Raw genomic sequence first — 19,256 nt, 5'->3', positions numbered from 1 at the left:
TACGAGTCCGAAGGCGCGCCCGCGCGCCGGGCTCGACCAGCTTTCGTTTCGCGGCTGATTAACGCCCTTGCAGGAACGCGAAGTTCGGCAGCGGCGGCAAACCCGGCACCATGGTTAACAGGTTGGGTGTCGGCCGTGGTGCGGCCACCTGGTTGGGCGGTACCGGCTGCGACGGAAGCCCGACCGGCGCCGCTCCGACCGGCGCCGCTCCGACCGGCTGCGAGGGAAGCCCGACCGGCGCCGCTCCGACCGGCGCCGCTCCGACCGGCTGGGGGGGAAGCCCGACCGGGGCCGCGCCGGCTGCTTGAGCGGGAATGCCGACCGGGGCCGCAGCGGCGCCCGGTCCGGGTACGGGCGCGGTGGTTCCGGGCACGGTCACCCGGAAGCCGTTGACGATCGCGTCGGTCGCCGGCGCGTCCGCGACGGCCACCGCACGGTCGGTGGTCACCGACATCGACACCAGGTACTTGTCATGTCCGGACGTCGCGATCACGTGCCGGCGCGACGTGTTGAGCAGCATGTCGCCGTCGCGGTAGGTGCCCTCGATGATCGACGACGGGAAGCCGCCGAAGTCGGCCATCGAGGCGTTCGTGGTCTGCCAGAGGGGAAGTTGCTGGCTGTCGACGAACCCGTGGGTGATGGCCTCTTTCGGATCGAAGTTACCGACCAGCTTGTACACCACCACCTGCGCGTTCGAGGTGTAAATGCTGGTCCCATGCCGGTCGGCGATCACCGCGAACGCGTCGGGCACATTGGGGTCGGGCACCTGCGTCCAGCGGGTGGGCAGCGGCAACGTGATGTCCAGCGCCTTGAAGCCCTGGGGCTTCTGCGCCTCCAGCTTGACGCCCTTCGACTGGAAATAGTCACGCAGCGTGCCCGAGACGCCAGGTGTCTGCGCCGGGGGCAGCGGCGCGGCCGGTGCGACGGCCGCGGGCGCGGCTGGCGCCGGCGCGACGGCCGGGGTTGGCGCCACCGGATTTGCCGCCGGGGGAGCGGCGAGGAATCTGTTCCCGGGGACCTGTGCCGGGGCGGCCGTGACGTTCTGCGGCGCCGGTGCCGCGACGGCGGGGACGGGCGGCGGCGCGGGGAGCGCGGGCAGTACGGGATCTGCCGAAGCGGTGGCGCCCGCGAACGCGGTGACGCCGATCGCACCGGCGGCCAATCCTCCGGCTAATACCCGCACGGTACGGGCGATGTGAATCATCTGCGTCGATCCTTCCCATGGCCCCGGGTCCCAACACCCGTCGTAGAGGCTGACTGTAACCACAGGTCAAAGGCACTGGATACCGTCGAAATCGACCTGGGATGAAGCTCTGATCGGCGCGCAACGCAACCGAGACCAACCTGTGGCCGGCAAGCCGGTCCGGTCGGCCCTTATACCCTGTTCAGGTGACCGAATCCCCGACCACGGCGCCTGGGGGCACCCCGGCCGCCGCCGCGCCGGACTCCGATGCGCCGCCGTTTCGCTACACCGCCGCGCTGGCCGGCCGCGTCGAGAGCACCTGGCAGGAGAACTGGGCGAAGCTCGGCACGTTCAACGTAGCCAACCCCGTCGGTGATCTGGCTCCGACGGACGGGCGCCCCCTGCCCGAGGACAAGTTGTTCGTGCAGGACATGTTCCCGTATCCGTCGGGTGACGGACTGCACGTCGGGCACCCGCTCGGTTACATCGCCACCGACGTCTACGCCCGGTACTTCCGGATGACCGGCCATAACGTGCTGCACGCGTTGGGCTTTGACGCGTTCGGGCTGCCCGCCGAGCAATACGCGGTGCAAACCGGCACACACCCGCGCACCAGGACCGAAGCCAACATCGTCAACTTCCGGCGCCAGCTGGGCCGGCTGGGCCTGGGCCACGACAGCCGGCGCAGCTTCTCGACCACCGACACCGAGTTCTACAAGTGGACCCAGTGGATCTTCCTGCAGATCTACAACGCGTGGTTCGACCCCGCCGCCAACAAAGCGCGGCCGATCGCCGAGCTGATCGCCGAGTTCGATTCCGGCGCAAGGCGTCTCGACGACGGACGCGACTGGGCAACGCTGACCGCGGGGGAGCGGGCCGACGTGATCGACGGCCACCGACTGGTCTATCGAGCCGACTCGATGGTGAACTGGTGCCCGGGGTTGGGCACGGTGCTGGCCAACGAAGAGGTCACCGCGGACGGGCGTAGCGACCGCGGCAACTTCCCGGTGTTCCGCAAACGGCTGCGGCAGTGGATGATGCGCATCACCGCGTATGCCGACCGGCTGCTCGACGATCTGGAGCTCCTGGATTGGCCCGATCAGGTAAAGACGATGCAGCGCAACTGGATTGGCCGATCGACCGGGGCCCAGGCGCTGTTCTCGGCGACCACCGGCGACGGCTCGGCGGTCGACATCGAGGTGTTCACCACTCGGCCCGACACGTTGTTCGGGGCGACGTACCTGGTGCTGGCACCCGAGCACGACCTGGTCGACGAACTCGTCGCCGCCGCATGGCCCGACGGCACGGACCCCCGGTGGACTTACGGTGCCGCCGCACCGGCCGAGGCCGTCGCCGCCTACCGCCGCGCGATCGCCGCGAAGTCGGACCTCGAACGCCAGGAGAGCAGGGAGAAGACGGGCGTCTTCCTGGGCAGCTACGCGACCAACCCGGTCAACGGGAAACCCGTTCCGATCTTCATCGCCGACTATGTGCTGGCCGGCTATGGCACCGGGGCGATCATGGCGGTGCCCGGCCACGACCAGCGCGACTGGGACTTTGCCCACGAGCTGGGCCTGCCGATCGTGGAAGTCATTGCCGGCGGCGATATCTCGCAGGCGGCGCATGCTGGGGACGGTGTGCTGGTCAACTCCGGCTACCTGGACGGCATGGATGTGGCGACGGCCAAGGAGGCGATCACCGCTCGCCTGGAGGGGGATGGCCGCGGGCGGGCACGCATCGAATTCAAGCTGCGCGACTGGCTTTTCGCGCGGCAGCGTTACTGGGGTGAGCCGTTCCCCATCGTCTTCGACAGCGACGGACGGCCGCACGCGCTCGATGAGTCCGCGCTGCCGGTCGAGCTGCCCGACGTGTCGGATTACTCACCGGTGTCGTTCGACCCCGACGACGCCGACAGCGAGCCGTCGCCGCCCTTAGGCAAGGCGACCGACTGGGTGCACGTCGAGCTCGACCTGGGCGATGGCCTCAAGCCCTACACCCGGGACACCAACGTGATGCCGCAATGGGCCGGCAGCTCCTGGTACGAGCTGCGCTACACCGATCCGCACAACTCAGAACGTTTCTGCGCCAAGGAAAACGAGGCGTATTGGATGGGCCCGCGACCCGCCCAGCATGGCCCGCAGGATCCGGGTGGGGTCGACCTGTACGTCGGGGGCGCCGAACACGCGGTGTTGCACCTGCTGTACTGCAGGTTCTGGCACAAGGTGCTGTACGACCTGGGCCACGTGACCTCGCGCGAGCCCTATCGCCGGCTGGTCAACCAGGGCTACATCCAGGCTTTCGCGTACACCGATTCGCGCGGATCGTATGTCCCGGCGGAGGAAGTGATCGAACGCGGCGGCCGATTCTTCTATCCCGGGCCCGACGGCGAGATCGAGGTCGCCCAGGAATTCGGCAAGATCGGTAAGAGCCTGAAGAATTCGATCTCTCCGGACGAGATCTGCGACGCATACGGTGCGGACACGCTGCGGGTGTACGAGATGTCCATGGGGCCCTTGGAGGCGTCGCGGCCGTGGGCCACCAAGGACGTGGTTGGCGCGCACCGCTTCCTGCAGCGAGTGTGGCGCTTGGTGATCGACGAGCAGACCGGCGAGACTCGGGTGACCGACGACACCGGCCCACTGGGTACCGAGACCCTGCGGTCGCTGCACCGCACTATCGCCGGAGTCTCCGAAGACTATGCGGCGCTGCGCAATAACACCGCGGCGGCCAAGCTGATCGAATACACCAACCACCTCACCAAGGAGCACCGCGACTCGGTGCCGCGTGCGGCGGTCGAGCCACTGGTGCTGATGCTGGCGCCGCTGGCCCCGCACATGGCCGAGGAGCTCTGGTCGCGGCTGGGCCATGGCGCCTCGTTGGCGCACGGGCCCTTCCCGCAGGCCGACCCGGCCTACCTCGTCGAAGACACCGTGGAATACCCGGTGCAGGTGAACGGCAAGGTGCGCGGGCGCGTGGTGGTGGCCGCCGACGCCGACGACGACACGCTGAAGGCCGCGGCCATGGGCGACGAGAAGGTGCAGGCGTTCTTGGCCGGCGCCGCCCCGCGGAAGGTGATCGTGGTGCCCGGCCGGCTGGTCAACCTGGTCGTCTAGCGGGCGCCGGTCAGTGCTTGCGCGGCCGCAGCACGACTTCGTGGACGTGACCGTCGGATGGCGTGGCCACCGCATTGGCGACCGCCGCCGCGACCGTTTCGGGCCGCAGGAAGTTCGCCGGGTCATATTGGTCGCCTTCGAACGCGACGAGTTCGCGTTGCATGGCGCTGTCGGTGCGGCCGGGATAGATGGTGGTCACGCGCAGCTCCGGCTCGTCGGCGCGCAGCGAATCGGCGAAGGCCCGCAACGCGAACTTGCTGGCCGAGTACGAGGCCATGCCGGGTGAAACATTCTGCCCCGCACCGGAGTTGATGAACACCACCTGACCGCGGGCCCGCCGCAGCGCCGGCAACAGGGCCAGCGTCAGTTCCACGACCCCGAAGACATTCACGGCGAACGTGGCGCGCCAGTCGTCGACGTTCGACTCGGCGACACGGCCGGGGATGGACACCCCCGCGTTGTGCACCAACACGTCGAGTTCGTCGATGATTTCGCAGCCGGCCTCGATCTCGCCCGGGTCGGTGAGGTCGAGCGGCAAGGTGCTGGCGCCGAACCGCTCCGCGACGGCGTCGAGCCGATCGGAGGACCTGCCCGCCAGCAGCAGGGTATGGGTGGTGGACAGCGCCGCGGCGATCGCGGAACCGATGCCGCCGCTCGCGCCGGTGATGAGTGCGATAGGCATGCACTCAGTCTACGGAAGCGATCAATTCCGTTGGAGACCAGCCACTTTCAGGCCTGCTTGCGCGCCGGCGGCTCTCCGGCGGGCGGCGATTCGCCGCAGCCCAGGCGTTCCAGCGGCGCCAGCGCACGTGCCAGGGTGTTCAGGTCGGACTCGGGCAGCTGGCTGAGCATCGCGGCCAGGGCGGCGTGCCGGTTGGCCAGCGATTCGCCGTGCACGGCCCGGCCCCGCGGCGTGATGTCGACGAGCACCGCTCGCAGGTCGGAGGGGTCGCGCGAGCGTTTGACCAGCCCGATCTTCTCCAGCCGGCGGATCGCGACCGTCGTGGTCGGGGTGCGCACCCGTTCGTGCGCGGCCAGGTCGGTCATCCGGATGGGGCCCTGGTCGAGCAGCGTAATCAGGATGGACAGCTGCGCCAGGGTCAGGTCACCGGCCACCACCCCGCTGGGATCGCCGCGGCGCAGAATCGAAAACAATTTGGACAACGCGCGGTGCAAACCTTCCGCAAGCTCCGTCACCTCGGGTGCGGTGGATTCGCTGTCCGCCATAAGTCGGCAGTCTAACCCGATATGCGTGGCGTACAAGGGAGCTATTCCGGACCAGTTACCGACGTTTCAAAGGACTTGGGATAAGAATCGCTGCAGGCGCTCCGTCTCGGCGGCTTCGAATATCTGCTCCGGGGGGCCCGATTCCAGGACCTTGCCGTGATCCATAAAAACGACGGTGTCGGATGCCGACCGGGCGAAGTCCATTTCGTGGGTGACGACAATCATCGTCATGCCGTCGGCGCCGAGGTCGGCGATGAGTTGCAGAATGCCCTTGACCATTTCGGGATCGAGCGCCGAGGTCGCCTCGTCGAAGAACATCACCTGCGGCGCCATGGCCAGCGCGCGGGCGATCGCGACCCGTTGTTGTTGGCCACCGGACAACATGGCGGGGCGGGCATCTGCCTTGTGTTTCAGGCCAACTCGGTCCAGCTGAGCGAGCGCAAGGTCGCGGGCCGCGTCCGCGGAGAGCCGCCGCAGCTTGCGCGGCGCCAGTGCAACATTCTTCAGCACGGACAGATGCGGGAACAGATTGAAATGCTGGAACACCATGCCGATGCGCTGGCGCAGCTCGTTCGGATCGTCGCGCAACACCGACCTGCCGTCGAGCAGGATGTCGCCGCTATCGGGCTCGTGCAGTCGGTTCAGGGTGCGCAACAGCGTCGACTTGCCGCTACCGGACGGTCCGATGACGGCCACCGTGGTGCCCGCGGGGGCCTCGAAATCGACGCCGCGCAGCACCAAGTTTCCACCGAGCGTCTGGTGAACATCCTTGGCCGCCAGCGATACTGGCGCGCGGTGGGTGACAGTCGCCGTCACGTCATCTCCTGGCTTAACGGTGACGCGAGCACGTGGTCGTGGTCGTCCGGCTTGGCGGCGGAGCGGCCGCGGCGAAGCCGGCCGTCTATGTAGTTCACGAAATGCGTTAACGGAATGGTCAATATCAGGTAGAAGAGACCCGCGGCGACCAAAGGCGACAAACTGCCGGTCTGCGCGTTGAGGTCACGGCCGACCTGAAAGAGCTCTCGCTGATTGGCGACCAGGCCGAGGAAGTACACCAGGGCGGAGGCCTTCAACAGCCCGATGGCCTGATTGACGAGCGCCGGCAGCACCCGCCGTATTCCCTGCGGTACCACCACCAAACGCATTGCGGTCGCGTAGCTGAACCCGAGTGCGCGGGAGGCCTCGAGTTGGCCGGGGTCGACGCTTTGAATCCCCGCGCGCAGAATCTCGCCGATGTAGGCGGCGGCCATCAATCCCAAGGCGGCGATCCCTAACGGGTACGGGTTCTTGTGCGTCAGCCCGCCGACCAACGGCCCGACGCCCATCCCGATGATCAGGATGATCACCACTTCGGGCAGACCGCGGAAAATGTCGGTGTAGATCCGCGCCGGCCAACGCAGCCAGCGTGAATGCGAGATGCCGGCCATTGCGAGCAGCATCCCCAGCGCCAGGCCGATAACCAGCGCGCTGTTGGTCAGGATCATCGTGTTGGGCAGGCCGACGGTGAGAAGAATCGGGATGGCCTGTCGATAGAGATCCCAGTCGAAGAACGACTCACGCAACTGGTCCAGCGTCGACATCGGCGCGGCCGGGCCCACTGGTTCGCGGTGGTGGCTCGCGGCGATCGCGGCGAAGTCCGGCAGGTGTGGTTTGGGAACGGCTTTGGATCCGGGTTTCCAGCCGGGCGGCATTGTCCGCGGTACCCATTGGCAGTACAGGTTCGACCAGGTGCCGTCGGCGATGACGGCGTCCAGCCCGGAATTCAGCGCGTCGATCAACGGCTGGTTGTCCTTGGCGACCGCGTAGGCCACGAAGCTGCCTCGGCTGAAGGTGTTCGCCACCACCACCGCCGGGTCGCCCGGTCGAATGATGGTCGAGGCCAGGGTTCCGGGCGCCACCCATGCATCGAGCTGGCGGGTCTTGAGATTCGCGTACAGGGTGGCGAAGCCGGGAAACTTCACCGGCTGCAGGTGCAAGTGGTCGACGACGTACGACTCCTCGACGGTGCCCTGGACCACGCCGATGCGCTGGCCCGCCGCGAGATCGCTGAATTGGTGGATCGCCGAACCGGGCGGGACCACGAGCGAATAGAAGCCGAAGTCGTAGCCGTTGGTGAACGAAACCGTGCGACGACGCGCATCGGTGGCTTTCACCGATGCCGAGCCGACGTCGAAACGCCGCGATGCGACTTGGGCGAGCAGAGCGGAGAAGTCTGTGCTGACAAAACGGACTTGGAGGCCAAGCTTGGCCGCGATGGCCCGCAACAGCTGGTTGTCGAAGCCGCTGAACTCGCCGGTGGGATTGATGCAGATGTTGGGCGGGGCGTCCGACAGCGTGCCGACCGTCAGGATGCCCGGTGTGCTCAGCCCCAGGGCGCCGGCGTCCACCGACCCGAGCGGCTCGACGGTGGCCGTGGTGTTCCGGTCGTCGTCATCCGTAGATGGGTGCTCGGTCAGATCCTTCGGCAGGACGCGGGCGCTGTCCAAGCCGCCCGGCGCGCACTGATTCCAGTCGGCGGCGGCGGGTGCGGCCTTTGCCAGGCCGCAGACAATCAGCATTGTCGTGGCCAGTGCGAAGAGCTTTCGGCACATGGGACGCCGGTCCAGGCGCGAACTCATCACCGCTACCGTATCGACACACCGGCAACCTGGCGCGCCGAAAGAGATTTACAGCGCGATCGACGGCTCGTCCTCAGCCGCCTCCGCGCCGGCCAGTACCCGAAGCGGGCCCGCGACGACCTGGCCGATGTCATCCGGCGCGGAGAACACCCTGCGTCGAAACAGCTCGGTCAGCATGGTCTGGGCCATCAGGTTGGACCGGCCGACGCATGCCGCCCGCGCGGCCTCCGGGTCCCGCCGGTGGATCGCGGAGGTCTCGTCTTCGTAGAACGGCAACATGTCGTCGCGGCTGCACTGGTAGGTCATCCAGAACACGCGGGGGATGAGGTTTTGCGAAGCGCGGATGGTGGCGTGCAACCGCGGGCCCGCGTATTCCTCGTTGATCGTGCGCCGATATTCCCCGGCGATTTCCGAAAAGGCGCGGGATTCTTTGGCGGAGCGCAGCGATCGCATCAGCGTATCGAGCTGTCCCAGGATCCGGGGCGTGGGGTTGGTGGCCGCGCGCGCCGAGGCAATGCCGTTCAGCAGGCCGTCGAGTTCGTGATGTTCGAGGACGGTCGCTTCGTCGAACCGCTCGACGAATGCGCCTCGGTGATAGCGGGTGGACACGATCCCGTCGTGTTCCAGCTGCACCAGCGCCTCTTGAATCGGCACCCTGCTGACCCCTAGACCGACGGCGATCTCGTTGCGATCGACGCGGTCGCCGCTGCGAAGTTTCCCCGTCAGAACCAGGTTGAGAATGTGCGAAACCACCTGGTCCTTTTCTTTGACCCCGTATTTTTTTGGCATCCGTTTCTTGAGTGCCTTCCCAACCGGTTCGGTCCACCTAGCGCAGAGAGTTTCTCATGTCTTGGCGCAGTGTTCAGCTCTTTGGTGGATGAATCGAAGGCAAAACGGGCAGCGAATTCGAGCAGCGGCCCTCAGCGTCCGTCGCGCCACTTGCACAGCGCCTCGGCGGCGCCGAGGTCGTAATCCGGGCCGCCGCAGCCGACGGTCAGCATCGTGACGCCGAGGTTCACCAGCGCTTCGGCATTGGCGATCAGCTGGCCGCCAGAAACGTCGCCGTTGACCGCGGCCGAGCGTTCGATCGTGGCAGGATCACGGCCGACGTCGGCGCAGTGCCGCTCCAGGACGGCGGACTTGGCCGGGAGCTCGTCGGCGGAACTGAAGCTGTGCCAGACGTCGGCGTACTCGGCCACCAGGCGCAGGGTCTTGCGTTCACCACCACCGCCGATGAGCACTGGGATGTCGCGGGTCGGCGGCGGGTTCAGCTTGGCCAGCCGCTCCTTGATCCGCGGCAGGGCGCCCGCCAGGTCGTCGAGGCGGCTGCCGGCGGTGCCGAATTCGTAGCCGTACTCGTCGTAATCCTTTTGCTTCCAGCCCGAACCGATCCCCAGGACGAGTCGGCCCGCGGATATGTGGTCGACGGTGCGGGCCATGTCGGCGAGCAATTCGGGATTGCGATAGGAGTTGCACGTCACCAGCGCACCGATTTCGATGCGTGACGTCTGCTCGGCCCAGGCGCCGAGCATCGTCCAGCATTCGAAATGCGGGCCGTCGGGATCGCCGTAGAGCGGGAAGAAGTGGTCCCAGTTGAAGGCGATGTCGACGCCGATGTCTTCACAACGGCGAACCGCGTCGCGGAGCTGGCCGTAATGTGGGGCGTGCTGGGGCTGCAATTGCACGCCGATACGAACGGGACGGTCGGGAGTCATAACACCCACCGTAGGCTCAGCCCGCGTCGAGCACTCCGCGCAGGATCTCGATGAGCGCGCGGGGTTGGTCGCTCTGCACGGAATGGCCCGAATTGTCGACCACATGTGCCGCGCGGAAATTGCTTGCGCGCCTGGCTAATTCGGCGGCATCGTCGTCGGTGACGAAGCCCGACGAGCCGCCGCGGATGAGGGTGACGGGTGCAGACAGCCCGTCGACGTCGTCCCACAGGCCGTCGAAGTCGGGGAACTTGCGGATGGCGTCGTAGCGCCAGGACCAGTTGCCGTTGTCGAGGCGGCGGGAATTGTGGAAGACGCCGCGGCGCAGCGCCTTGACCTCGCGGTGCGGTGCCGCCGCGATGGTCAGGTCGAGCATGGCCTGGAAGCTGGGGAACTCGCGCTCACCGTGCATCAGCGCAACCGTGCCCTGCTGTTCTTTCGTCAGCTCGGAGTGGCGTTGTAACGCCGACGGGGTGACGTCGATCAGGACGAGTTCGTTCACGAGTTCGGGTGCCACCGCGGCCAGCCGGATCGCGGTCAGCCCACCGAGCGACATTCCGACGACGAGGTCGGCGCTCGGCGCGTGCTCGCGTACCGCCGGCAACAGGGCGTCGGCGTTCAGCTGCGGCGAGTAGTCGCCATCCTCGCGCCACGCCGAATGCCCGTGCCCGGGCAGATCCACGGCCAGCGCCGGCTCACCGAGACCGACGATCACGGTGTCCCAGGTGTGCGCATTTTGCCCGCCGCCGTGCAGGAAGACAATCCGCGGGCGACGGTCCAGCGAAGGCGCGCCCCAGCGCAGCGCGCTGATCCTGCGCTCGGCCGCGCCCGACTCGACCCGCTCTACGTCGGGCAGCGGACCCGGAACGCCCGCCTGCTCAGCGTTTTCGGTAAGGAGCGAGAACTCCGACAATTCGGCCAGTCGGTCCTCAGATATCTCGGTCACGGTCTAAAGACACTACTTTGGACTGCGGGATGTGCGTCCAGGGTTCTGCGCGTGCATTCAGCGCGCCCTCAGCTCCCAAGGAAAGCCCTCACCGCACACGCGCCGCCGTCAGCGCACACCCAAACGGCCCGCAAAGACAAGCGTGCGGTGAGGCCACTCAACGCGACCCCACCGCACACCGGTACGGAGAGTTACCCCTCGATGATGAACTCTTCGAGTTGGGCCCGCGCGATGTCGTCGGGCAGTTGCTGCGGCGGGCTCTTCATCAGGTAGGCAGACGCCGGCACCACCGGGCCGCCGATGCCGCGGTCCTTGGCGATCTTGGCCGCGCGCACCGCGTCGATGATGACCCCGGCCGAGTTCGGCGAGTCCCACACCTCGAGCTTGTATTCGAGGTTCAGCGGAACGTCACCGAACGCGCGGCCCTCCAGCCGCACGTAGGCCCACTTGCGGTCGTCGAGCCAACCGACGTGGTCGGACGGCCCGATGTGCACGTCCTTGGTCTTGAACTCGCGCTGCAGGTTTGAGGTGACCGCCTGTGTCTTGGAGATCTTCTTGGACTCCAGCCGCTCGCGCTCCAGCATGTTGAGGAAGTCCATGTTGCCGCCGACGTTGAGCTGCATGGTGCGGTCCAGCTGCACGCCGCGGTCCTCGAACAACTTGGCCATGACGCGGTGGGTGATGGTGGCGCCGACCTGACTCTTGATGTCGTCGCCGACGATCGGAACGCCGGCGTCGGCAAACTTCTTGGCCCATACCGGGTCGGAGGCGATGAACACCGGCAGCGCGTTGACGAACGCCACGCCCGCGTCGATCGCGCACTGCGCGTAGAACTTGTCGGCCTCCTCGGAGCCCACCGGCAGGTAGGACACCAGCACGTCGACGTTGTTCTCCTTGAGGACCTTGACCACGTCGACCGGCTCGGCGTCGGACAGCTCGATGGTGTCGGCGTAGTACTTACCGATGCCGTCGAGGGTTGGACCGCGTTGCACAGTCACGTTGGTGGGCGGCACGTCGGCGATCTTGATGGTGTTGTTCTCCGACGCGAAGATCGCCTCCGACAGGTCGAACCCGACCTTCTTGGCGTCGACGTCGAACGCGGCCACGAACTTCACGTCGCGGACGTGGTACTGGCCGAACTTCACGTGCATCAGGCCGGGCACCGTGCTGTTCTCGTCGGCGTCGAGGTAGTACTGCACGCCCTGAACCAGCGACGAGGCACAGTTTCCGACGCCGACGATGGCGACTCGTACCTCTGTCGACGCCTCGGGCGCCCCGAACGGCTTGTGGTCACTCATAGGGCGTTCTCCTAACTTCTGTTACTTCTGTCTTGGGTGTTCTGGTTGCGGGTTCGTGCAGGGGTTTCACGTCTGTTCGGATAGGCCTGGCATCGCCCGCTCCGCCGCGATCAGCTCGTTGAGCCACTTGACCTCGCGCTCGCTGGACTCGAGCCCGAGCTGGTGCAGCTGGCGGGTGTAGCGGTCGAACGAGCTGCTCGCCCGCGCCACCGCTTCGCGGAGCCCTTCACGACGCTCCTCGACCTGACGGCGACGGCCCTCCAGGATGCGCATCCGCGCCTCCGCCGGCGTGCGGTTGAAAAAGGCCAGGTGCACGCCGAAGCCGTCGTCGGTGTAGTTGTGCGGACCGGTGTCGGCCACCAGCTCGCCGAAGCGTTGCCGGCCCGCGTCGGTCAGTTGGTAGACCCGACGAGCCCGCCGGACCGGGGTGCCGGCAGGCGCGGCGTCCTCGGCAATCAGCCCTTCGGCCTGCATGCGCCGCAGGGCTGGGTACAGCGATCCGTACGAGAAGGCCCGGAATGCGCCGAGCAGGCCCGTCAACCGTTTCCGTAGTTCATACCCATGCATGGGCGATTCGATCAGGAGTCCCAGGATGGCGAGCTCAAGCATCGATATACACCCCCTCGAAATGGCCGGGAACGACTAAGTACGGCTACGTATGGCTTCGCTTGCCTGATTGCTTTGACGGACTTAACGGTCCGACGCCTCGCGTAATCGTATCGTTTCGATATATTCGCCACAACACTACCTGTCGTTGGTGCGCTATTCGTCACACCGCCGCGGGGACCGCTAGGACGGCAGGTTGATGCGTTTGATGGTGCCGTCACCTGCGAAAACGATGTATCCGCCGCCGTAGTCGCCCGACACGTACACCGATAGCGAGAGCGCGCCCGGGGTGGTGGGGTCGGTCGAGGGATCGATCACCAGATAGGTGGTCTTGACGTCGGACTGCTTCATCCGGAGGCTCTCCGGGGCGCCGCGCACCAGGCCCACGGCGGCGGTGATGTCGAATTTGGAGAGGTCGACCGGGACGGGACCGTCGGTGCCGCTCTTGGCCGAGCTGGTGGGGTCTCCCCATCCGCCGCGGTAGTCGTAGGCCAGCATGCGCCGGTCGTCGGAGGGGTCGGGGCGGTCGAGCACCGCGTAGGTCGGGTAGATCACCAGCCGGAACCCCATGGTGTCGCCGAACCTTTTGCGCGTTTGCTCCATCAGGCCCGTGAGGCCGCCGACCGACAGCAGCTGCGTGGGCGGCGTCAGCACCACCGGGGCGACGCCGTCGGGCTTGGCTCCGGGGTCCGTCGTGAAATCCAGCGGCGAGCGGGTGTTGCCGTAGACGGCCCAACCGATGCCGACGCCCAGCAGGACCGACACGAGCAAGGCGGCGGCCAGGCCGCGCCACCCACCGAACTTCGGCAGCATCGACGAGGTTGACCCCCACGCGCGAGCGGTCGACTGCAGCCCGGTGGTGTCGCCCTGCAGGTCGTCGACCAAGGCCCGCAGCTCGCCCAGCGTGACCGCGTTGGTCGCCGCGCTGACGCGTTCCCGGTGCTCCTGATCGGATATCTCGCCGTCGTTCAGGGCGGTGTCGAGGATCTGGCAGGCGTCCTGCCGGTCGCTGTCCTTGGCGCGGGTCGTCGACGTGGCGCCGGCAACCCCGCCGCGCGCCGTCGTCCCGAGCAATTTCGCCACGCCGATGATCGTAGAAGTCCCGTCCGGATCCGGCACAGGACGCCGACGGTCGATCGTCGCGGCGCGGTCCGGCGACGGCGTCGGTTGCGTATCGGCGGTGCGGGCGGCCACGTACTCTGGTCAGCGTGCGACTGCAGCGACAAGTGGTGGACTACGCGCTTCGGCGGCGCTCCCTGCTCGCCGAGGTTTATTCGGGCCGCACCGGTGTATCCGAGGTGTGTGACGCCAATCCGTATTTGCTGCGCGCCGCGAAATTTCACGGGAAACAGAGCCAGGTGATGTGCCCGATCTGCCGCAAGGAGCAGCTCACCCTGGTGTCGTGGGTGTTCGGCGACCACCTGGGCGCGGTGTCGGGCTCGGCGCGCACCGCCGAGGAGCTGGTGCTGCTGGCGACTCGCTTCCCGGAGTTTTCCGTCCACGTGGTGGAGGTGTGCCGCACGTGCAGCTGGAACCACCTCGTGAAGTCGTACGTGATGGGTGCGGCACGCCCCCCCAAAGGCACCGGCGGCACCCGGACGGCGCGCAACGGCGCCCGCACGGCCATTGAGTAACGAAGGGCCCCACGACCAGTCGCCCGGTGACCTGAACGAATCGGCGACCGAGCGCGTGGGCAAGCACGCGAGCACCGACCGGCCGGGGAACCCCGACCGTCCGGATCCGCAGCGGCGAGAGGCGCCCCACGCGCCCGGGCGCCGCCGCCCGGTTCCACCCGACGACCGGTTGACCACGATCCTGCCGCCCGTCGTCGATGACCGCGCCCCCCGCCGGCCCGACCCGGTCCAAGAGGTGAAGGCCGCACTCGACCGCCCCGCGTCTGTGCCCCTGCAAAGCGACCCGATCGAAGAGGTGAAGGCCGCGCTGGACGGACGGGCGACCGCCCCGCGCCGCGGCGAGCCGATGTCCGGGCGCCGCCCACCCGAAGGGCCCCCACCCCCGCCCCGAGGGCCTGGTGGGCCCGGCGGACCGGGCGGACCTGATGGACCTGCTGGAAGACCCCCACGACCCGGGGTGGACTGGAGCTGGACCCAGCAGATCAACTGGTTGTGGGTGCGACGGGCGGCTTACATCACGGCGGCGGCCTTGGTGCTGCTGCCGATCGTCACCTTCACCATGGCGTACTTCATCGTCGACGTGCCCAAACCCGGCAACATCCGCACCAACCAGGTCTCGACGATCCTCGCGAGCGACGGCTCGCAGCTCGCCAAAATCGTTCCGCCCGAAGGGAATCGGGTCGACGTCAACATCAGCCAGGTGCCGGTCCATGTGCGTCAGGCGGTGATCGCCGCGGAAGACCGCAACTTCTATTCCAACCCGGGCATTTCGTTCACCGGGTTCGCGCGGGCGGTCAACAACGACCTCTTCGGCGGCGACCTGCAGGGCGGCTCGACGATCACCCAGCAGTACGTAAAGAACGCGCTCGTCGGTTCGGCGCAGCACGGGTTCAGCGGGCTGATGCGCAAGGCCAAGGAATTGGTGATCGCGACCAAGATGTCGGGGGAATGGTCCAAAGACGATGTCTTGCAGGCCTATCTGAACATCATCTACTTCGGTCGCGGGGCCTACGGCATTTCGGCCGCCGCGAAGGCCTATTTCGACAAGCCGGTCGAGCAGCTCACCGTGTCCGAGGGAGCGCTGTTGGCGGCGCTGATCCGGCGGCCCTCCTCGCTGGATCCCGCCGTCGATCCCAAGGGCTCCGCGGAGCGGTGGAACTGGGTTTTGGACGGCATGGTGGAAACCAAGGCGCTGTCGCCGAGCGACCGTGCGGCACAGGTGTTTCCGGCGACGTTGCCGCCCGATCAGGCCCGCGCGCAGAACCAGACCACCGGGCCCAACGGGCTGATCGAGCGCCAGGTGACCAAAGAGCTGATGGAGCTGTTCAACATCGACGAGCAGACTCTGAACACCCAGGGGCTGCAGGTCACCACGACGATCGACCCGAAGGCCCAGCAGGCCGCGGAGAAGGCGGTGTCGAAATACCTTGACGGGCAGGACCCCGACATGCGGTCCGCGGCGGTGTCGGTCGATCCGCACACCGGCGCGATACGCGCCTACTACGGCGGTTCGGACGCCAACGGCTTCGACTTTGCTCAGGCCGGGCTGCAGACCGGATCGTCGTTCAAGGTGTTCGCTCTGGTTGCCGCGCTGCAGCAAGGTATCGGGCTGGGCTACCAGGTGGACAGTTCGCCGCTCACCGTCGACGGGATCAAGATCACCAACGTCGACGGGGAGAGCTGCGGGACCTGCAATATCGCCGAGGCGCTGAAGCTTTCGCTCAACACCGCCTACTACCGCCTGATGCTCAAGCTCAAGGGGGGACCGCAGGCCGTCGCCGACGCCGCACACCAGGCGGGCGTCGCGACCAGCTTCCCCGGTGTCGCGCACACGCTGTCCGAGGACGGCAAGGGCGGACCGCCCAACAACGGAATTGTGTTGGGCCAGTACCAAACCCGGCCCATCGACATGGCCTCGGCGTACGCCACACTGGCCGCGTCAGGTGTCTACCACCGGCCCCATCTGGTGCAAAAGGTCGTCAACGCCGAAGGCCAGGTGCTGTTCGACGCCGGCAACTCCGACAACAACGGCGAGAACCGCATCGACAAGGGCGTCGCCGACAACGTCACTGCCGCGATGGCGCCGATTGCCGGCTACTCGCGCGGACACAATTTGGCCGGTGGGCGCCCCTCGGCCGCCAAGACCGGGACGGTGCAGCTGGGCGACACCCAGGCGAACAAGGACGCCTGGATGGTCGGATACACGCCGTCGCTGTCGACGGCGGTCTGGGTGGGCACCGTGCAAGACAACGTGCCGCTGGTGACGGCCTCCGGTGCGGAGGTCTACGGTTCCGGCCTGCCATCGGACATTTGGAAGGCGACCATGGACGGCGCCCTTAAGGGCACCCCCAACGAGACCTTCCCCAAGCCGAGCGAGATCGGCGGCTACGCCGGCGTTCCCGCCGCGCCGCCCCCGCCGGCACCGCCCGCGGTGAGCGTCATCCAGCCCACCATCGAGGTGGCGCCCGGCATCACGATTCCGGTCGGCCCGCCGACGACGATCACCAACGCGCCTCCGCCGCCCGGGGGCACCCAGCCGGGTGGTCCGCAGCCACCCGGCGTCCCGCCGGGCGGCCCGCAAGCGCCCCCGCCGCCGCCGTGACCGGCGCGCGGCAGCAGGACAGCACCATCTCACCGCGGCCCCTGGCCGCCGATCTGCGCAGCGCCGACAATCGCGATTGCCCCAGCCGCACCGACGTTTTGGGCGCGGCACTGGCCGATGTCGTGGGCGGACCGGTGGGCCGCCACGCGCTCATCGGCCGCACCAGGGTGATGACGCCGGTGCGGGTCATGTTCCTGATCGCGCTGGTGTTTCTGGCGCTCGGCTGGTCGACCAAGGCGGCGTGCCTGCAGAGCACCGGCTCGGGGAGCGGCGACCAGCGGGTCGCCAATTGGGAGAACCAGCGGGCCTACTACGAGTTGTGCTACTCCGACACGGTGCCCCTCTACGGCGCGGAGTTGTTGAGCCAGGGCAAGTTCCCGTACAAGTCGAGTTGGATCGAGACCGACGGCAGCGGCGCGCCGCAGACGCGCTACGACGGCCGGCCCGCCGTGCGCTACATGGAGTATCCGGTGCTGACCGGGGTCTACCAGTACGTGTCGATGGCGGTGGCCAAGACCTACACCGCGCTGAGCAAGGTCGCGCCGCTGCCGGTGGTGGCCGAGGTGGTGATGTTCTTCGACATCGCGGCGTTCGGGCTGGCGTTGGCCTGGCTGGCGACCGTCTGGGCGACCGCGGGGCTGTCGGGCCGGCGCATTTGGGACGCCGCGCTGGTGGCCGCCTCGCCGTTGGTGATCTTTCAGATATTCACCAACTTCGATGCTTTGGCAACGGCTTTCGCGATGGGCGGGCTGTTGGCCTGGGCGCGGCGCAAACCGGTGTTGGCCGGTGTGCTGATCGGATTGGGCGCCGCGGCCAAGCTCTATCCGCTGCTGTTTCTGGGCCCGATGTTGGTGCTGGGCATCCGGACCGGTCGCCTTCGCGCCTTGGTGCGCACAGCGGCGACGGCCGCGGCGACGTGGTTGTTGGTGAATCTGCCTGTGCTGGTGCTGTTTCCGCGCGGTTGGTCTGAGTTCTTCCGGCTCAACACGCGGCGCGGCGACGATATGGATTCGTTGTACAACGTGGTGAAGTCGTTCACCGGCTGGCGCGGTTTCGATCCCGGGCTGGGCTTCTGGCAGCCGCCGACCGTATTGAACGCGGTCGTCGCGGTGTCCTTCGCGCTGTGTTGCGCCGCGATCGCGTATGTCGCGCTGACCGCCCCGCGGCGACCACGGCTGGCGCAGCTGCTGTTCTTGGTGGTGGCGGCCTTCCTGTTGACCAATAAGGTGTGGAGCCCTCAGTTCTCGTTGTGGTTGGTGCCGTTGGCCGTGCTGGCGCTGCCGCATCGCCGAATCCTGTTGGCGTGGATGACAATTGACGCACTGGTCTGGGTGCCGCGGATGTACTACCTGTACGGCAACCCGAACCGCGGGCTGCCGGAGCAGTTCTTCACCACGACGGTGCTACTGCGCGATATCGCGGTCGTGGCGCTGTGTGTGCTCGTTCTCCGGCAGATCTACCGGCCCGAGGAAGACCTGGTGCGCTGGGGCGGACGCGTCGACGATCCGGCGGGAGGCCCCTTCGATCGCGCCTCCGACGCACCGCCCCGCTGGTTGCCCGACTGGCTGCGTCCGCCGGGGGTGCGCCGCCCGACGGCGCCGGCAGCCGAACCGGACAAGGAAGCGGTGGCCGCGGCGCCATGACCGTCGTCGCGATCCCGCTGTTCCCACGGTTCACCGCCTTGGACGCCGTGGGCTCGTACGAAGTGCTGCAACGCATTCCATCGATCGAGGTCGTGTTCGTCGGGCACCGCCGCGGCGAGGTGCGCACCGAAAACGGCATGCTCGGCGTCGCCTGCGATGCGGCCTTCGACGAAGTCGGCGCCCCCGACGTGGTAGTCGTGCCGGGCGGCATCGGAACCCGCCAGCTGATCCACGACGACGCTATCCGCGCCTGGCTTCGATCGGTGCACCCCAACACCACGTTCACCACCTCGGTGTGCACCGGGGCGTTGTTGCTGGCCGCCGCCGGCCTGCTCGACGGGCTCACCGCGACGACCCATTTCAGTGCTGCGGATTTGTTGAACGAGTTGGGCGCACGTTACGTGCCCGAACGAGTTGTCGAGCACCTGTCGCAGCGAATCATCACCGCCGCCGGTGTGTCCAGCGGCATCGACATGGCCCTACGGTTGGTCGAGCTTCTTGTCGACCGAGAGGCCGCGCAAGCCGCTCAGTTGTTGATCGAATACGACCCGCAGCCGCCGTTCGACGCCGGGTCGCTCGCCAAGGCCGACGACGCGACGAGGGCCAGGGCGAAGGAATACACCGAACGCCGAAAGTAAGGCACCGGACGGACGGATTTTTCGGGCCGGCCCCCC

At 67.4% G+C, this 19,256-nt stretch carries 16 protein-coding genes; 5 read left to right on the top strand and 11 right to left on the bottom strand.

The window, feature by feature from the left end:
* Positions 1-58: 58 nt before the first annotated feature.
* Positions 59-1,204, bottom strand: a complete 1,146-nt coding sequence (locus tag AC5Y4S_RS17830) for an LpqN/LpqT family lipoprotein (protein WP_500033978.1) — start codon at positions 1,202-1,204, stop codon at positions 59-61.
* A 185-nt stretch (positions 1,205-1,389) separates the two neighbouring features.
* Here AC5Y4S_RS17830 and leuS point away from each other — a divergent pair, with 185 nt between their 5' ends.
* A complete protein-coding gene (gene leuS, locus AC5Y4S_RS17825; protein ID WP_500033977.1) occupies positions 1,390-4,296 on the top strand; it encodes a leucine--tRNA ligase in 2,907 nt (968 codons plus the stop codon).
* 10 nt (positions 4,297-4,306) lie between these two features.
* Here leuS and AC5Y4S_RS17820 read toward each other — a convergent pair whose 3' ends face one another.
* The 10 genes from AC5Y4S_RS17820 to AC5Y4S_RS17775 form a co-directional block, all read right to left on the bottom strand.
* Entirely contained in the window at positions 4,307-4,978 is a 672-nt protein-coding gene (locus tag AC5Y4S_RS17820) for an SDR family oxidoreductase (protein WP_500033976.1), read from the bottom strand.
* A gap of 47 nt (positions 4,979-5,025) precedes the next feature.
* Entirely contained in the window at positions 5,026-5,523 is a 498-nt protein-coding gene (locus AC5Y4S_RS17815; RefSeq protein WP_068111922.1) for a MarR family winged helix-turn-helix transcriptional regulator, read from the bottom strand.
* Between the two features lie 66 nt (positions 5,524-5,589).
* On the bottom strand, positions 5,590-6,339 hold the full coding sequence (locus tag AC5Y4S_RS17810) for an amino acid ABC transporter ATP-binding protein (protein WP_500033975.1): 750 nt from the start codon (positions 6,337-6,339) through the stop codon (positions 5,590-5,592).
* Positions 6,336-8,141: an ABC transporter substrate-binding protein/permease gene (locus tag AC5Y4S_RS17805; protein WP_500033974.1), complete on the bottom strand. Its 1,806-nt coding sequence runs from the start codon at positions 8,139-8,141 to the stop codon at positions 6,336-6,338. The genes AC5Y4S_RS17810 and AC5Y4S_RS17805 overlap by 4 nt, the downstream gene beginning before the upstream one ends.
* A 48-nt stretch (positions 8,142-8,189) precedes the next feature.
* Complete coding sequence (locus AC5Y4S_RS17800; protein WP_068178915.1) at positions 8,190-8,930, bottom strand: GntR family transcriptional regulator; 741 nt, start codon at positions 8,928-8,930, stop codon at positions 8,190-8,192.
* Positions 8,931-9,061: 131 nt separating this feature from the next.
* Entirely contained in the window at positions 9,062-9,856 is a 795-nt protein-coding gene (locus AC5Y4S_RS17795; protein WP_500033973.1) for an LLM class F420-dependent oxidoreductase, read from the bottom strand.
* 16 nt (positions 9,857-9,872) lie between these two features.
* Positions 9,873-10,799 carry an Rv0045c family esterase gene (locus tag AC5Y4S_RS17790; RefSeq protein WP_500033972.1) on the bottom strand — a complete coding sequence of 309 codons (927 nt, stop codon included), beginning with the start codon at positions 10,797-10,799 and terminating at the stop codon, positions 9,873-9,875.
* A 191-nt stretch (positions 10,800-10,990) separates the two neighbouring features.
* Complete coding sequence (locus AC5Y4S_RS17785) at positions 10,991-12,097, bottom strand: inositol-3-phosphate synthase (RefSeq protein WP_068178905.1); 1,107 nt, start codon at positions 12,095-12,097, stop codon at positions 10,991-10,993.
* 66 nt (positions 12,098-12,163) lie between these two features.
* On the bottom strand, positions 12,164-12,706 hold the full coding sequence (locus AC5Y4S_RS17780; RefSeq protein ID WP_068111901.1) for a PadR family transcriptional regulator: 543 nt from the start codon (positions 12,704-12,706) through the stop codon (positions 12,164-12,166).
* Between the two features lie 180 nt (positions 12,707-12,886).
* Positions 12,887-13,777: a DUF1707 SHOCT-like domain-containing protein gene (locus tag AC5Y4S_RS17775; RefSeq protein ID WP_500034057.1), complete on the bottom strand. Its 891-nt coding sequence runs from the start codon at positions 13,775-13,777 to the stop codon at positions 12,887-12,889.
* A 134-nt stretch (positions 13,778-13,911) separates the two neighbouring features.
* Between AC5Y4S_RS17775 and AC5Y4S_RS17770 the strand changes: the two genes are divergently transcribed.
* Genes AC5Y4S_RS17770 through AC5Y4S_RS17755 form a run of 4 tightly spaced genes read left to right on the top strand, consistent with a single transcriptional unit; the run spans position 13,912 to position 19,220 of the window.
* Positions 13,912-14,337: a DUF5318 family protein gene (locus AC5Y4S_RS17770; protein ID WP_068178901.1), complete on the top strand. Its 426-nt coding sequence runs from the start codon at positions 13,912-13,914 to the stop codon at positions 14,335-14,337.
* Positions 14,338-14,392: 55 nt separating this feature from the next.
* Positions 14,393-16,939 (top strand): transglycosylase domain-containing protein, encoded by a 2,547-nt coding sequence (locus AC5Y4S_RS17765; RefSeq protein WP_500034056.1) that lies wholly within the window; start codon positions 14,393-14,395, stop codon positions 16,937-16,939.
* Positions 16,936-18,582: a glycosyltransferase family 87 protein gene (locus AC5Y4S_RS17760; protein ID WP_500033971.1), complete on the top strand. Its 1,647-nt coding sequence runs from the start codon at positions 16,936-16,938 to the stop codon at positions 18,580-18,582. The genes AC5Y4S_RS17765 and AC5Y4S_RS17760 overlap by 4 nt, the downstream gene beginning before the upstream one ends.
* Entirely contained in the window at positions 18,579-19,220 is a 642-nt protein-coding gene (locus AC5Y4S_RS17755) for a DJ-1/PfpI family protein (RefSeq protein ID WP_500033970.1), read from the top strand. Before AC5Y4S_RS17760 ends, AC5Y4S_RS17755 begins: the two co-directional genes overlap by 4 nt.
* Positions 19,221-19,256: the final 36 nt, after the last annotated feature.

It is taken from the genome of Mycobacterium sp. NGS64 (assembly GCF_059812245.1).
This window is presented reverse-complemented; position numbering and strand designations above follow the sequence as displayed.